Consider the following 15,073-nt stretch of genomic DNA (forward strand, 5'->3'; position numbering starts at 1 on the left):
AAACATAGAAAATGGCATTTCTTTTCATAAAAATATTGTCTATTTTTATCTTCTTATTAATTATAACCCTAATTATGAGATTTTAAACATTTTTTATGGATATATTTGTTGTCAGTTAACATGTTAGCGAAGTTATTATTATTTTCTATTGCTATTTAATGTGTTGGTCGTTATTCCGGACGCGATTTCACAATGTATATTCACCGCCACGCGTCGCAACGTTCCGGCAAGCTAATGACTAACTACGACTAAGACGCTCAGGAGAGCCTTCGCGCCTAAGTCTCCGTAAGTCATGGATCTCGCCTCCACTAAAACCGCTCCTGAAATGCGCAGCTTGCGAATATACATTGCAAAATCGCTGGTTACTGGAAAGGGAAGAAAGAAACAGTAACGACAACAACGAGTGGTGAGAGGAAGTAGTTGGTATTCCGCAACTTTATTGTTTTTTTGCCAATCTATCGTTGCAAAAAAAGTATAGGGAAACCAGTCACTCACTCTCCCCCCTTCGTTAAAAGTTCTTACCAACCAACAAGTCCCAGCCAGTACACATTGTCCAAATGCGTCCCTCCTAAAGAACTTTATGCGAATTCTTGTTTTCTGCGTATCGCAAAGCGTGTTGCTGTTCACATAATAAACAACAACCCAATATTCTGTCAATTCCTATTTATACGTCAAAAAACATTGTAAAATCAACCTCTTTGGCGTATAATATACATACAAACCCAAAGGAGGTCCTCTATAAAATGAAAGACACTAAACATAAAATTCTGACTCTGGCTGCGTTGACTACGATTGCCGCTGGCGTCATCCATCTCACCAATAGAGTAATTGTTGCCTCTTCCCAGTTAAAAGAAATGCTTGATTTTTCCAATCATAACTATTATAATTGGCGATTCGGAAAAATTTATTATACCAAGAAGGGAAAAGGTTCTCCACTTCTTCTTATTCATGATACAATGCCTGGAGCCAGTGGATACGAATGGTCTCGTGTTGAGGATCAGCTCGCTCAGGAACACACCGTATATACCCTCGATCTATTAGGTTGCGGACGTTCGGAAAAGGCTGGAATTACATATACAAATTTTCTTTTCGTACAAATCATCTGCGATTTTATAAAAAATGTAATTAAAGAGAAAACCGACATCATTGCAAGTGGTTTCTCATGTTCATTTGTTACTACTGCCGCTGCTTACGATAAAGAAAGCATTAATAAAATCATGTTTATTAATCCGGTAAGCATGATTTCTCTTGCCCAAACTACCACAAAAAAGGATAAATTATTCAAATTCTTTATCGAACTGCCTATATTTGGAACCTTTATCTACCATATAATTGTTTCACGTGAAACAATTAATGATTTCTTCCTTGATAATCTTTATTATAATCCATTCCATGTAGATAAAGATGTCCTGGATGCATATTATGAAGCTGCACACAAAGGTGGGTATTATGCAAAATGTCTATACTCCAGCCAAAGTGCTAAATATATGAATATCAACATTCGTCATGCTGTAGAATCAATTGATAATAGTATTTATATCGTAGAGGGCGAAGACGAACCAAATGGTGCCGCAATTGTAGAAGCTTATCAGAAAGTAAATCCAGCAATTGAGTCAGCAACTATTTCATGTTCCAAGCATTTTCCACATATTGAGAATATAGAAGCGTTTCTTGAGCAGGTTGGTGCATTCTTCTAAAAATAAAGTTATAGATATGTCTTCAAAGCAAAATAAAAACTTCGAAATTGTACAATATAATTTCGAAGTTTTTTGTTTTTGTAATGATAATTTATTATACTTTATACTTTTCCTGTTCTTTCTATATTTCCAGAGCATATTTAAAAAGCTTTCTGCAAGATGTACGTCACAATTTGTGGGACTTTGACCAGGATGAGGTTGCCGTAGCGAACTATGGCAGTCAAATTCAGGAAAAATATACTGCAAAGTAGGGTATGCGGATCGCGAAAATGATTTTTTTGATACATTCCAAAACGTGTTTAAAAAGGGCTTTCTGCAAGATGTACGCCACAATTTGTGGGTGAGCTAGCCAGGATGAGGGTGCTGTAGCGTGCTACAACACCCAACTACAGGTAAAATATACTGCAAATTGGGGTATGCAGATTGCGAAATGATTTTTAAAATATATCTCAGAGCTCTTTTCGTATTATTTTGTTATTTTTTCAATTATGCGTTGTTCTGTTTTATCTTTATACAATCTTTTTGTTTTAATCAGAATTGTTTAAAAGTATATTTCCGCATGACAATATATTTTTTAGAGGATTTTTACGGTTTCATTTGCTTGTTTTGTTATTTATAGTACATTAAATAGGTCTTTGTTGTGTCATTATGTTGTCAAGTGTCATTTTTTGGACTTTATCGCGTATTTTAATGGGTTTTTATTTTATAAATGTTATTATTACATTTTATATTTACCGTAATATTGCAGAAAGTAAAAGCAAAGTTTCTGTTTTCGGACTTTTCATACAGTCAACTAATTTAAAACCATATGAGTAAAAGTCAAAGATTTTAAAAATTTATTTTCAAAAAAATGCATATAGAAATTTAAACAGATAAAATAGCCAACGTTAATTACATATTTCATACCGTTTGAAATGTCAGCGGACCAGAGCGTGTTTGAAAAGGCATTCTGCAAAATATACCGTAAAATTGGGCACGTAGATTTCAGGAATGCTTTTTCAAGTACTCTCTCACACATTATTTTTTGAACTAACTATACCCCACCTCCTGTGGATCCGCTCGCACAAATAAACCTTAGAGCCTGTTTAAAAAAGCTTTCTGCAAGATGTGTGTCACAATTTGTGGGAGATTTCGCCCGGATGAGAGCGCCGTAGTAGGCTACGGCAACCGAATTCGGTTGAAATATACCGCAAAGTGGGGCGTGCAAATTGCGGGACTGCTTTTTCAAACACGTTCTAGCGTAGCCCGCCACGCGTTTTTTCATCCATCCCTCAATTCCACGTAGCCTGCTTGATTAGTGTAGTTACTCATAAAACAATATATACGCATATTCATATTCGATAGAATTTTTATGCAGAAGACAATTCAACAGTTTTTCCAAGCAACAAAAAAAGATCCTTGTCCTGTTCTTTTCACAGGCAAAGATCTTTTTTAGCATATTTTTTAGCTACTCTTCAACATCCTCTGAAGTCTCTGTCGTTTCTGTTTCAGCATTATCTGTAGTGGCATTTGTTTCAGGATCTGCTGTCTCAGCGCTTTCGTTTTTCTCTTTTTCACCAGTTACAGATTCAAATGCCTGAAATAGTTCTTTCACTGTCATTTTGTTTACCAGATATACTTTTTTGTTTACAACAGCGGCATAGTAATTTGTATCATAGGAATAATACTCCACTTCCATTTCATTGCCATCTATATCTGTAAATTTCACAGTCATTTCCGGATTTACATTGGACTTAAATTCATCAGTCAGACGTTTCTGCGCTGTCATGTTGATCAGCTTATTGTAGAACGTTGTAAATGTTGTGCTGTCCAGGTCTTTTCCATTTAGTGTATAAGATAAGGTTACACTGGTTGAGCTTGTGGTACTTGCAGTAGAAGAACTGTCATCTGTATTTTCAGTATCTTCGTCGGTCAAATCACCTGATGAAGTGTTATCATCAGCAGCATTTCCCTCTACATCGTTGCCGTCGGCAACATCACTGCTGATATTATCTGTTGTATCTTCATCTTCCGTCTCATTATCCGATGTTTCTACGTTTTCATCCTCAGATGTTTCACGTGAAACATTTACGATATAATCTTTTTCTCCGTAGTTCACATCCAGAGTATCCAGATTATTTACAGACAAATAGCTTACTGTCAAATCCCAGAAATCAGCATCTGTTTTTCCAAGGAAAGTATCAAGAGAATCTTCGGAGATTGTATAAATTTCGTTGCTGTCATTTACACGAACATATCTTCCACCATCTGAATATTGATCTCCAACCTGAATTACAAGTTCTCTGTCAACCATTTCAGTTTCTGGTTCTGATTCTTCTTCTGAATCTTCAGAACTTTCTGTAGACTCAGTATCTGCAGTTTCCGCCCCAGCCTCGTCATCTGATACAGTTACATCTGTATCTTCTGCTTCAACATTGTCATCTGCTGTTTCATCTGTATTCTCATTTTCTACAGCTTCTGAATCTTCTGTGTCTGCCACATTCACATCTTCATCTGAGCTTTCGTATCCATCTGTCTCAGAATCCTCATCTTCATCTGGGCTTTCGCTTCCATCTGTCTCAGAATCCGCATCTTCATCTAAGCTTTCGTTTCCATCTGTCTCAGAATCCACTTTTTCATCCGTCTGGTTCTCATCCCCAGATACCTCTGAGATCTCCTCAACGCCATTTTCAGCCTCGTTTTCATCATCAGTGGACTCTTTCTCAACTTCTTCCTGATAATCCACTGTAATCTCTGCATACGGCTTATCTAATCCGTACTGAGAAAGCTCATCTTCTGCACAGTTATAATTTACAAAACTTGCATAAGCCACGCTGGATAATGTACTGGCTAAGGAAGTGGCCTTCGCGGAATCTGCTTTCTCAGTCTCTCCATCACCAGTAATATTCCAGAAATCATTTTCATCTTTCTCTACAACATAGGAAGAATCCTTTCCTTCTACAGAAATTTTGCTGACCGTAGAGGAATCCACAGTTGGGAAAACGCCGCTTTTTGCAAAGTCGTACAAAGTTCCTTTAAAAGAAGAAAACGTAGAATTGCTTACTACATAAACCGTAGAAGAATCCTCGTTCAAGTCAATGTATTCCTGACTTGTGGAATCATTCTCCATTCCAAGCCGGATTACTGTCGTTTCCCCATCTTCTGTGGTAACCGTGATCGTGTTATCCGGCTGATCCAGTTCATATTCTGATGCATCCTCCACATTTTCCAGTGTTCTTTCCGCTTTTATAGAATTCAGGGAGCTGACCAGTGTATCGATTTTATCCTGATCTACCGGGAAACCAGTTTCATCACTTTTCACCCAGGAATCTCCATCTTTTTCAAAGGTAACTTCTTTTTTATCAATTACAAATTTTATTGATTTCACATCAGCAGACGCTATGGAAATAATTTCCGGATTTTCTTCCTCCGCACTTTCAGTATCCGCGGCCTCCTGCTTGGCTACGTAGGCTTTTACGCCTACGTATGCGCCGCTGAGGACAACCAAAACGCCCACTGCTGTAATAAGATTTACTGATTTTTTCTTCATCAGGCTTTTCTCCTCTTTAACCAAATCATAAATCCAATCAACAGGAATGCTCCAGGAATCAGACCAATGGTACAGATTTTCCAGAAGCTTGCATCATATGCTGTCAAAGTCAGATAAGATACTTCCAGACTCTTTGATGGGATAGAAACTGTTGTACTGTCTTCTGTGTCTACCAGAGAACTTAAAGAAGCCATCACAAGTTTCTCATTTCCACCAGAAACCATCTGATTGATCTGGCTCTGCAGCAGGTTTGATGTGGAATAATAAATAATATGAGTCTCTTTATCATCATCTACAGTCTCTGTAATGCTGACACCCAGGTCAAATGGACCATCCACATCACCGTCTTCCTTTTCAAGAGAACCGCTGTTCAAATCTGTCTTTGAATATGCGCTGTCGGAAGTTGTAAGAAGACTTTCAATATTTACAGTGTCTCTCACGTCATCAGATTTCCGGATTCCCTGCGCATAAGGCATCAAGATGTAATATCCAGAAGAAGCAACATCAGATGTAATATCTGTGCTGTTTACAGTTGGAACCAGGTAGTAAGGCATCTGCGCGGCATAATGCTGTGCATCGCCCTCAAATACCAGGCCATCTACTCTGCTTACTCCGTAGTTTTCCAGCACTGCATCAAAGTTTTCCATTTTTTCTCCTGTGTAATCGGAGAAAATCATTGCTTTTCCACCATTTTCCAGATAATCGATCAATGCGGTCTTCTCATCCTCTGAGATATCCGTTGTAGGAGAATCAATCAGCAGACAGCTGGCATCCTCTGGAACGCTTCCTTCTGTGAGCAGATTCAGGGATTTGATTTCCATGTTTGCTTTCTCAATATCTTCCTTGATCGTAGAATCAAGCTCCTGCTCTCCATGTCCCTCTAATGTGTACAATACCGGCAGGTTCTCACTGGTTACATATGCGATAGCACTTGTGATCTGTCCTTCGCCGTCGAAGCCTGTTGTCTGATAACTGTATGTGTTGTAATCCATTGTAGATTCGTAAATATTGTTATAATTTACAGCCTTATTTCTGTCTCCGCATACAACAATTAAGCTATTAGAGGAAAGGTTATCACTGGTGTATTCACTGACAAATTTAGGATTGACCACTGGATCTTTCTGTTCCACCTTAATATGATCAGATTCATCTGCATATCTTTGAAGCAGATTACTGATAGTCTCATCCTCACTTCCGCTCTGGGCGATCTGATATATGGTTACATCCTTGTCCAGATCTTTCAGCATCGCTTTTGTCTCATCACCGATGGTGTAAAGTTTTTCGGAGCTGATATCCAGCTGCGTATACTTTGAAGGAAGATTTCCAGCAATCATATTTATAACAATAATGATAGCAACGAAAACAACAATCATAACAGAACTATAGCTTCCATTTTTCAAGTACTTTTTATTAATACTGTCTTTAAATTTTCGTTTTTCTTTTTTGTTATTATTGTTATTACTTTCAGCACTTTCAATATCAATTGCATTTTTATCGTTATTGTCAATATTGTTATCATTTTTCTTCTTAAAAAACATTTTCCCCACCTCCTTAATTCCAACGTCTCTTCAAAATTGTCTGCATGGTAAGGAATATACAAATGGCAATGACAGACAGGAAATAAAGAACTCCAGTCACATCAAAAATACTGTTTGTAAAGTTTTCAAAGTGTGAACTTAAGTTAAACACTTCAAGAACCTTCTGGATTCCTCCTTCAAATACGCTGGATTTTACAACATAAATAATCACCAGTGCCACTTCTCCAATCACGCAGACAGCACCTGAAATCACTGCATTTTTAATCATACTGTAGATCATAAGGCTAAGCGCTATGATCAGAATGCCAAATGTCACACATGTAGACATTGCTGTTTCTGAGAAAAAGGAAGAAATTCCATTCATCATATAAAAAGCAAATAAAAATACAAAGGTAAGAACAGCTGCAATTACCTGGCTCTCAGTGATTGCTGAGAAAAATACGCCAATTGCAATGTTTGCACTTCCCAGAAGGAAAAATCCAAGGAGTGCTGTGTACGCAGAGCCAAATGCAACGGTTCCGAACTTTGACATGATCAGCGGATAGGTTGCCAGAACTGCAATAGGGATTGCATAAATAGTCACAAGTGCAAGATATTTTCCCATTACGATGCCGGATACAGATACTGGAGAAGTAAGCAGAAGCTGGTCTGTTTTCTGCTTTCTTTCCTCAGCAAGTACACGCATGGTCAGGATCGGCACTGCAATCAGAAACACAAAGGTCATGGCATTTAAAGTATATTCAAATTTCGGATAAGCAGCTGAAAGCTGGTACGCTGAAAAGTAAATACCTGCGATCAGCAACACAAAAAACATAAACAGGTAGCCGACCATGGAGGTCAGGTAGCTTTTCAGCTCTCTTTTATAAATAGCAAGCATGGTTTACTCTTCCCCCTTTTCTTTCTCAGATGCGGCAAAACTATCCTGTTTATCACCAGACAGTCCATTATCTGACACATCATTGGATACTTCGCCAGATTCATCAAAGTCTTTTTCTTCAAGTCCATTATCAGGGACAGTATCTTCGTTTTTCTCATTCAAATACTTCTCAGCATCTGCTGCCGTCTTAAAGAAAGATTTTCCAGATTTTTTTCCTGACGCATCTTTATCTTTTTTCTCGCTCTCTGTAAGTTCAAGGAAGATCTCCTCCAGAGAAACTTTCTTAGACTGCATTTCAAGAATCGGACAGCCGGCATTTACCATACTGTAGAATACTTTTTCGCGCACATCCATATTCTCTTCTGTTCCCACTGTAATGGCATATACGCCTTCCTCCGGGCTTTTCTTTACCGTAACCTCTTTTACCCCTTCTACGGCCTCCAAAGCGGCTCTGATAGTGTCTTTCTGACCTTTTACAAACAGATTCAGGTTGTTTGAGCCTGCTGCCAGTTTTCCCAGATTCTCAGGGGTATCGCTGGCTACCAGTTTTCCATGGGAAATGATCAGCACGTAGTCGCAAACGGCGCTGACTTCGGACAAAATATGGGAGCTAAGGATAACGGTGTGTTTCTGTTTCAGGCCTTTGATCAGATCGCGGATTTCGTTGATCTGTTTTGGGTCAAGACCGACAGTCGGCTCATCCAGAATAATAACCTCCGGGTAACCAAGCACAGCCTGCGCAATACCAACCCTCTGTCTGTAACCTTTAGAAAGGTTCTTGATCAGACGATTTTTCATGTCAGTAATCTTTACCATGTCCATGATTTCTTCGATCATAGTGGCTTTTTTATCTTTAGGAATTTTCTTCAGATCTGCTACGAATTTCAGATATTCCAGAACGGTCATATCAAAATAAAGGGGCGGCATTTCGGGTAGATATCCGATGCATTTTTTTGCCTCCTCAGGTTCTTCCAGAATATCATGACCGTCTATGACTACTGTTCCCTCGGTAGATGCAATATAGCCGGTTATCATATTCATGGTTGTGGATTTTCCGGCGCCGTTGGGGCCCAGGAAACCATAAATCTTGCCTTTCTCGATTTCAAAAGAAAGGTGGTCTACAGCGGTGTGATCGCCGTAGCGTTTTACCAGATTTTTTACTTCAATCAAGTTTCTTACCTCCTTCAAGTTGCAGATGCATGGCTTATCCCATGCATCTATCTATGATTATTTTATGTGCAACCTGTGAGGAAATTTAGATAATTATGTGAGAAATATGTGATTATTTTGTGTTGGAAATGTGTCCCAAAATAAAATACATTCCGCAAAGTGGGGCGTGCAGATTGCAGGAATGATTTTTCAGACACGCTCTAAGGCACGGGGATGTGGAATAGAAAAAATCAAAGACAGTTGCGAGGAAGCTGGAAATCCTATGCCAGAATATACGATTAAGTGTGAGGATATTATGGTTATGTTTAAGAGCTTGGTTAGTAGCTTGGTTAATCACACTAACCAAGCTACTAACCAAACTATTCCCAATGAAGACAATTCCTTTGAAAGTGATTGAGACAGAACCTATGTTATCTCAGAAAAAATCGCCGATATTATCGGAGAGAAATATAGTACGGATTTCTTCCTCTTTCAGGACTAAAGTTATCTTAATATTAACACATATTCTACGCCAGCGGTTCCTTCGCCGGCAAGCCAGCCTTCCTGGGGTACTTCTTGGCGGTCGGTTTCATCTTCTTGATCACAACGAAAGAACGATCCATATCCGTGTCCATAAGTGGAAATTTCACTACATCCTGAACTTTTCCACCAAGGATTTTCACAGCATTTTCTGCCTGCGCAAGCTCTTCATCAATCTTGCCGGATTTATAAGAAATAAAGCTGCCTCCTTCTTTTACGAAGGGGATACAATACTCGGAAAGGGTGCTTAGATTGGCTACTGCGCGGGAGACACAGAAGTCGTATTTTTCTCTGTGTTCCTTCTGTTTCGCATAGTCTTCAGCTCTTCCGTGGATGGCTGTTACGTCTTTTAATCCAAGCATTTCGATTACTTCATTAAGGAAATTCACCCTTTTATTCAAAGAATCCAGAAGGGTAATTTTAAGCTCTGGAAAAGCTATTTTCAGCGGAATTCCAGGGAAACCAGCGCCGGTTCCGATGTCGATCACGGACTTTCCCGTCAGCTTTTTGTGGTCAAAACTGCCAACTTTTACGATAGATAAACTGTCAAGAAAATGCTTTAAAATTACCTCGTTGTACTCGGTAATTGCAGTTAAATTCATTACCTTATTTTTCTCTACAAGGTACTCATAATAAGTGATAAACTGCTTCTTCTGCTCCTTGGACAGAGCAATTCCAAGCTCTTCAAGTCCTTTCTCAAAGAGTGTTAAATCGTATTCCATATATGTCTCCTTATACCTCAAACTACTTACTTTCCAGTTGATTAATACACAGCGTTTTTGCAAGTAATATTTCTTAGCAGGTCATTTCAGGTGCGTTTTTAACGAAGGTGAAATCCACTAGAGCGTGTTTGAAAAAGGCTTTCTGCAAGATGTGTGTCACAATTTGTGGGAGATTTCACCTGGATGAGGGCGCTGCAGCTGGCTACGGCAACCGTATTCGGGTGAAATATACCGCAAAGTGGGGCGTGCAGATTGCGGGAACGATTTTTCAAACAGGCTCTGGCATATGATTATTACTTGCGTAAGCGCAAAAATGCGCCTTTATTAACGATTTTTCCCATACTGCTCCATATAAACCAGCAGCACCGAAATATCCGCCGGTGAAACACCGGAAATTCTGGATGCCTGTCCAATGGAAACAGGTCTGTAAAGTTCCAGTTTCTGCCGTGCCTCAATACGCAGGCTCTTTACTTTCTCATAGTCCAGATTCTCTGGAATTTTCTTGGCTTCCAGTTTCTTAAACTGCTCTACCTGCTTCATCTGGCGGCGGATATAGCCGTCGTATTTAATATTAATGTTTACCTGCTCCTGCACATCCCAGGCAAGTTCAGGGCGGTTCTTATCAATAGGAGCCACATCTGCATAAGAAAGCTCCGGTCTGCGAATCAGCTCTGCAAGACTGATTCCTGACTTAAGTGGTGTGCTTCCTTTGCTTTCCAGAAGGCTCTGAACTGCCTCTGTCATACCCACATTTGTATTCTCCACACGCTGGATTTCTTCCGCTATCAAGCGTTCTTTTTCCACTACTTTTGCATAGGTTTCGTCATCTACAAGACCTACCTCCCAGCCCTTTTTACGAAGTCTCAGATCCGCATTATCCTGGCGAAGAAGGAGACGGTACTCGGCACGGCTGGTCATCATACGGTATGGCTCATGGTTCTCTTTTGTAACAAGATCATCAATGAGAACACCGATATAAGCCTCAGAACGATCCAGGATCAGCTGCTCTTTTCCCAGCACTTCCATGGCTGCATTGATACCAGCGATCAGTCCCTGGGCTGCTGCCTCCTCGTAACCTGAACTTCCGTTAAACTGTCCGCCACTGAAAAGACCTTTAATTTTCTTAAATTCCAGCGTTGGATAAAGCTGTCTTGGATTAATGCAATCGTACTCAATAGCATAAGCATTCTTCACAATTTTTGCATGCTCAAGGCCTGGTACGCTGTGGTACATTTCCTCCTGCACATCTTCCGGCAAAGAGCTGGACATACCGCCAATGTACATCTCATTTGTGTACATTCCCTCTGGCTCAATAAACACCTGATGTCTTTTTTTATCTGCAAAACGAACTACTTTATCCTCAATAGACGGGCAATAACGTGGACCAGTTCCCTCGATCATACCAGAATACAACGGGGAACGATCCAGATTGGCACGGATAATATCATGGGTAGTCTCATTGGTATAAGTCAGCCAGCAGGATTTCTGCTCGATCTGCACATCCTCCGGATCTGTAGAAAAAGAAAATGGCACTACTCTCTCATCCCCAAACTGCTCTTCCATCTTGCTGTAGTCGATGGTATTTCCTGCAATTCGGGCAGGTGTTCCAGTCTTGAAACGGAACATTTCAATTCCCAGTTCTTTCAGAGAATCAGTCAGATAATTGGCTGCCTGCAGTCCATTTGGACCTGTATAATTGCTTACATCACCGTAAATACAGCGTGCTTTCAGATAAGTTCCAGTACACAAAACTACCGCCTTACAATGGTAGACAGCGCCGGAATACGTCTTCACACCTGTGATCTTGCCATCCTCTACCAGAAGCTTGGTAACCTCTCCCTGGCGGATGGTCAGGTTCTCCTGATTCTCCAACGTCTTTCTCATTTCATTACTGTAAGCCTGCTTATCAGCCTGAGCACGAAGGGAATGCACTGCCGGACCCTTGGAACAGTTCAGCATCTTAGACTGAATAAAAGTCTTGTCAATATTTTTTCCCATCTCTCCACCAAGAGCATCCAACTCACGGACCAGATGTCCCTTTGAACTACCGCCTACATTTGGGTTACAAGGCATCAGCGCAATACTCTCTGCGCTTACCGTAAACATGATCGTATTCAATCCCAGTCTCGCCCCAGCCAGCGCAGCCTCACAGCCAGCGTGTCCGGCACCGACCACTACTATGTCATAATTCTCCTCTAAATTTTTCATTTTTATCTCCTCTATAACACACTCATTCATATATTATCGCGTCCCTCTACCACTACTTACCCATACAAAACTTACTAAATATCTCATTCACCAGATCTTCCCCAACTTCTTCCCCGGTAATTTTCCCCAAGCTTCCATAAGCAGCCATCAGATCAATGGAAAAGAAGTCTTCCGGCATGCCATCCTCAATACTCTGTTTTACCATTGCAAGGCTGTCTGCTGCCTCTTCCAATGCCTCTTTGTGACGGGCATTTGTAATATAAACCTCATCGTTAAAAGAGATTTTCCCGCTGAAAAACATACTCTTAATGGTATCCGCCAGCTGGGCAATTCCAGTCTCCTCTTTCGCAGAAATCGGAATGAGAGGATGGTTGATTTTCTCCTTTAATGCCTCCATGCTCACAGCCGAAGCAAGATCTGTTTTATTGTACAGTACAATTGCTTTTCTGTCTTTCAGCATTTCAATGATTTCTTCATCATTTTCATCAAGCGGTGTAGAGCTGTCTACTACGTATAACACCAGATCTGCACCTTTTGCAACCTCCCGGGCTCTGGAAACACCGATTTTCTCCACCACATCCTCTGTCTCGCGGATGCCTGCCGTATCCACAATTTTCAGCGTAATTCCATGAAGGGTAATATACTCCTCCAGAATATCTCTTGTAGTACCCTCAATATCCGTTACAATGGCCTTATTTTCCCCTACAAGAAGGTTTAACAGGGAGGACTTACCTGCATTTGGCTTACCCACGATAACCGTCTCAATTCCTTCCCGGATGATCTTGCCATCTGTGGAAGTTTTCAACAACTCTTCAATGGATTTCTGCTCTTTTTCCACAATTCCATGTAATTTCTGTGGATATCCCTCCAGACTGATGTGCTCCGGATCATCCAGAGCAGACTCGATAAAAGCAATCTCGTAGATCAGGTCGCTTCGAATCTCCTTGATGGTCTTCTGTACAGAGCCTTTCAGCTGACTCATGGAGCTTTTCAACGCATATTCATTCTTCGCCTGAATCACATCCATAACTGCCTCTGCCTGGGAAAGATCCAGCCTGCCATTTAAGAAGGCTCTCTTGGTAAACTCCCCGGGACCAGCAATCTTGGCACCTTTTTTCAAAACCGTTTCCAGAACCCGGTTCATGGCATAGACACCGCCGTGACAATCAATCTCCACGGTATCTTCTCCTGTGAATGTTTTGGGTGCGCGCATGACCATGACCAGAACTTCATCCACAATTTCTTCCCCGTCATAGATATAACCATAATGAATGGTGTGGGTGGGCACTTCTTTAATTTTCTTTTTCCCGCCCTTGGAACGGTAAATGCGGGATATAACGTCCATGGCTTCCGGGCCGCTGATTCGGATGATTCCGATTCCCGAAGCACTCACAGCAGTAGATATCGCTGCAATCGTTGTATTCATGTGATTTCCTCCATGTAAATTACAATCCAAATTATAAACTTAACACATCTTATAATACCAGTGTCAAAAGGTCAAAAAGTCGTTCATGCTTGCACGAGGCGTTTGAACCTGGGACACGCCAAATATGAGAAAGCAGCGATTTACGTAATAAATCAGCGGATTTCGAATATTTGGAGGATTGTGGGAACAGCGTAGCTGGATCGCAATCCTGGGTATCAAATGAGTGGCAAAAGACTTTTTGACACTCCTATCATCTTATTTTATTATACAAAAAAAGTTACCCCAGGGAAAGATATTAAAACAAAAGCATAACGCTTCAGTTCTTCCATCTTTCACCTGGAATAACCTCTTATTCATTCTGCAAATCTTTTATAACACATTCAGATGTTTTATGCAAGATTTACCATCTTTTTAATTTTACAACCACATGACGATACGGCTCTTCGCCCTCGCTGACAGTCTCTACATACTTATTGCCCTGAAGTGCTGAGTGAATGATTCTTCTCTCATATGGGTTCATCGGCTCAAGTACAACTGGCTTTCTGGTTTTCTTAACCTTGTAGGCAATTCCTCTTGCAAGATTCTCCAGAGTCTCTTTACGACGTCTGCGGTAATCTTCTGTATCGAGCTTTACTCTGATATAGTTTGCTTTGCCCTTATTTACAACAAGGCTTGTAAGATACTGAAGGGAGTCAAGGGTCTGTCCTCTCTTACCGATGAGAATTCCCATATCCTCTCCTTCAAAAGCAACTTCCAGACAACCGTCATTTGTGTTGTATTTGGAAGTGATCTCCACTTCACCAAGATTCATAGATGCAAATACATCGCGAAGGAAAACAATTGCTCTCTCTTCCACTTCTTTGATCTCTGCCGGATCTGTGATGATCTCAACAGGTTTGGACTGTTTCGGCTTCTCTTCTCTTGGCTCTTTCGGCATTTTTTCTTTTGCCGGTTTTTCTTTTACAGGACGCTCCTTAAAAGGTTTCTCCTTCGGCTGGCGCGGCTGTTTTTCTTTTGGCTCTTTAAAAGGCTTTGGCTCTTTCGCCTCTTTTACAGGTGCTTTTTCTTTCACCGGTTCACTCTTTGGTGCCGGTTTCTCAGCTTTTACAAAAGGTTTGGCAGGCTTTCTATTCTGCTCTTCCTTAATCGCATCCACTTTAACAGTATCAACGATTTCCTGTATCTCATCCTCTTCAGAAACTGTATTGATCTTGCGTGCTTTAATGATTGCCGGTTTGCTTCCGATGCCAAAAAATCCGGAACTACCTTCAGAAACCACTTCAATTTCCAGCTGATCACTGGAAACACCTAATTCGATGCACGCCTTGGTGATTGCTTCATTTTTCGTTTTTGCTGAAAACTGGATAAACTCCTCCATCTATGAAAC

Annotated in this window: 16 protein-coding genes and 1 pseudogene; 5 read left to right on the forward strand and 12 right to left on the reverse strand. The window is 40.6% G+C overall.

Annotated features, from left to right (window positions below; genetic code table 11):
* The first annotated feature begins 743 nt into the window (after positions 1-743).
* Complete coding sequence (locus tag AB5618_RS07925; protein WP_148463059.1) at positions 744-1,697, forward strand: alpha/beta fold hydrolase; 954 nt, start codon at positions 744-746, stop codon at positions 1,695-1,697.
* Positions 1,698-1,837: 140 nt separating this feature from the next.
* Here the strand turns inward: AB5618_RS07925 and AB5618_RS07930 are convergent, their stop codons facing one another.
* Positions 1,838-1,984, reverse strand: a complete 147-nt coding sequence (locus AB5618_RS07930; protein WP_368366647.1) for a DUF6783 domain-containing protein — start codon at positions 1,982-1,984, stop codon at positions 1,838-1,840.
* 12 nt (positions 1,985-1,996) lie between these two features.
* Positions 1,997-2,083: a DUF6783 domain-containing protein gene (locus AB5618_RS07935; RefSeq protein WP_368366656.1), complete on the reverse strand. Its 87-nt coding sequence runs from the start codon at positions 2,081-2,083 to the stop codon at positions 1,997-1,999.
* On the opposite strand from AB5618_RS07935, the pseudogene AB5618_RS07940 reads away from it, so the two are divergent.
* A pseudogene (locus AB5618_RS07940) lies at positions 2,060-2,131 on the forward strand (DUF6783 domain-containing protein); the annotation flags it as partial. The gene AB5618_RS07935 and the pseudogene AB5618_RS07940 sit on opposite strands and share 24 nt — an antisense overlap.
* A gap of 599 nt (positions 2,132-2,730) precedes the next feature.
* On the opposite strand, the gene AB5618_RS07945 reads toward AB5618_RS07940, so the two are convergent.
* Positions 2,731-2,883: a DUF6783 domain-containing protein gene (locus tag AB5618_RS07945; protein WP_368366657.1), complete on the reverse strand. Its 153-nt coding sequence runs from the start codon at positions 2,881-2,883 to the stop codon at positions 2,731-2,733.
* On the opposite strand from AB5618_RS07945, the gene AB5618_RS07950 reads away from it, so the two are divergent.
* On the forward strand, positions 2,815-2,982 hold the full coding sequence (locus AB5618_RS07950; RefSeq protein WP_368366658.1) for a DUF6783 domain-containing protein: 168 nt from the start codon (positions 2,815-2,817) through the stop codon (positions 2,980-2,982). The genes AB5618_RS07945 and AB5618_RS07950 overlap by 69 nt on opposite strands.
* 162 nt (positions 2,983-3,144) lie before the next feature.
* Here the strand turns inward: AB5618_RS07950 and AB5618_RS07955 are convergent, their stop codons facing one another.
* From AB5618_RS07955 to AB5618_RS07970, 4 genes are read right to left on the reverse strand one after another with little or no spacing between them, the layout of a single operon-like run.
* Positions 3,145-5,226 (reverse strand): DUF4340 domain-containing protein, encoded by a 2,082-nt coding sequence (locus AB5618_RS07955; RefSeq protein ID WP_368366648.1) that lies wholly within the window; start codon positions 5,224-5,226, stop codon positions 3,145-3,147.
* Entirely contained in the window at positions 5,226-6,764 is a 1,539-nt protein-coding gene (locus tag AB5618_RS07960; protein ID WP_368366649.1) for a GldG family protein, read from the reverse strand. The genes AB5618_RS07955 and AB5618_RS07960 overlap by 1 nt, the downstream gene beginning before the upstream one ends.
* A 13-nt stretch (positions 6,765-6,777) precedes the next feature.
* Positions 6,778-7,641, reverse strand: coding sequence for an ABC transporter permease subunit (locus AB5618_RS07965; RefSeq protein WP_173718488.1), 864 nt, complete (start codon positions 7,639-7,641; stop codon positions 6,778-6,780).
* Positions 7,642-7,644: 3 nt separating this feature from the next.
* Positions 7,645-8,811, reverse strand: coding sequence for an ABC transporter ATP-binding protein (locus AB5618_RS07970; protein WP_368366650.1), 1,167 nt, complete (start codon positions 8,809-8,811; stop codon positions 7,645-7,647).
* A gap of 130 nt (positions 8,812-8,941) precedes the next feature.
* Here AB5618_RS07970 and AB5618_RS07975 point away from each other — a divergent pair, with 130 nt between their 5' ends.
* A complete protein-coding gene (locus tag AB5618_RS07975) occupies positions 8,942-9,208 on the forward strand; it encodes a DUF6783 domain-containing protein (RefSeq protein WP_368361759.1) in 267 nt (88 codons plus the stop codon).
* A 109-nt stretch (positions 9,209-9,317) separates the two neighbouring features.
* Here AB5618_RS07975 and rsmG read toward each other — a convergent pair whose 3' ends face one another.
* Together rsmG and AB5618_RS07985 are read right to left on the reverse strand one after the other, a co-directional pair.
* Positions 9,318-10,052: a 16S rRNA (guanine(527)-N(7))-methyltransferase RsmG gene (rsmG, locus tag AB5618_RS07980; RefSeq protein WP_173716650.1), complete on the reverse strand. Its 735-nt coding sequence runs from the start codon at positions 10,050-10,052 to the stop codon at positions 9,318-9,320.
* A 98-nt stretch (positions 10,053-10,150) separates the two neighbouring features.
* Entirely contained in the window at positions 10,151-10,282 is a 132-nt protein-coding gene (locus AB5618_RS07985; protein WP_319017813.1) for a DUF6783 domain-containing protein, read from the reverse strand.
* Between AB5618_RS07985 and AB5618_RS07990 the strand changes: the two genes are divergently transcribed.
* On the forward strand, positions 10,232-10,342 hold the full coding sequence (locus AB5618_RS07990; protein ID WP_319017814.1) for a DUF6783 domain-containing protein: 111 nt from the start codon (positions 10,232-10,234) through the stop codon (positions 10,340-10,342). The genes AB5618_RS07985 and AB5618_RS07990 overlap by 51 nt on opposite strands.
* Before the next feature lie 34 nt (positions 10,343-10,376).
* Here AB5618_RS07990 and mnmG read toward each other — a convergent pair whose 3' ends face one another.
* The 3 genes from mnmG to jag all read right to left on the reverse strand — a co-directional run bounded on the left by mnmG (position 10,377) and on the right by jag (position 15,064).
* Complete coding sequence (mnmG, locus tag AB5618_RS07995; protein ID WP_368366651.1) at positions 10,377-12,260, reverse strand: tRNA uridine-5-carboxymethylaminomethyl(34) synthesis enzyme MnmG; 1,884 nt, start codon at positions 12,258-12,260, stop codon at positions 10,377-10,379.
* 52 nt (positions 12,261-12,312) lie between these two features.
* The gene (gene mnmE, locus AB5618_RS08000) at positions 12,313-13,686 is read right to left on the reverse strand and encodes a tRNA uridine-5-carboxymethylaminomethyl(34) synthesis GTPase MnmE (protein ID WP_173771306.1); all 1,374 of its coding nucleotides are present in this window, start codon (positions 13,684-13,686) and stop codon (positions 12,313-12,315) included.
* Positions 13,687-14,086: 400 nt separating this feature from the next.
* Positions 14,087-15,064, reverse strand: a complete 978-nt coding sequence (gene jag / locus AB5618_RS08005) for an RNA-binding cell elongation regulator Jag/EloR (RefSeq protein ID WP_118580817.1) — start codon at positions 15,062-15,064, stop codon at positions 14,087-14,089.
* Positions 15,065-15,073 lie beyond the last annotated feature (9 nt).

The organism is Ruminococcus sp. J1101004sp1_RTP21198st1_B9_RTP21198_201120, from assembly GCF_040924245.1.
In the GTDB taxonomy this organism is placed as follows: domain Bacteria; phylum Bacillota; class Clostridia; order Lachnospirales; family Lachnospiraceae; genus Blautia_A; species Blautia_A faecis.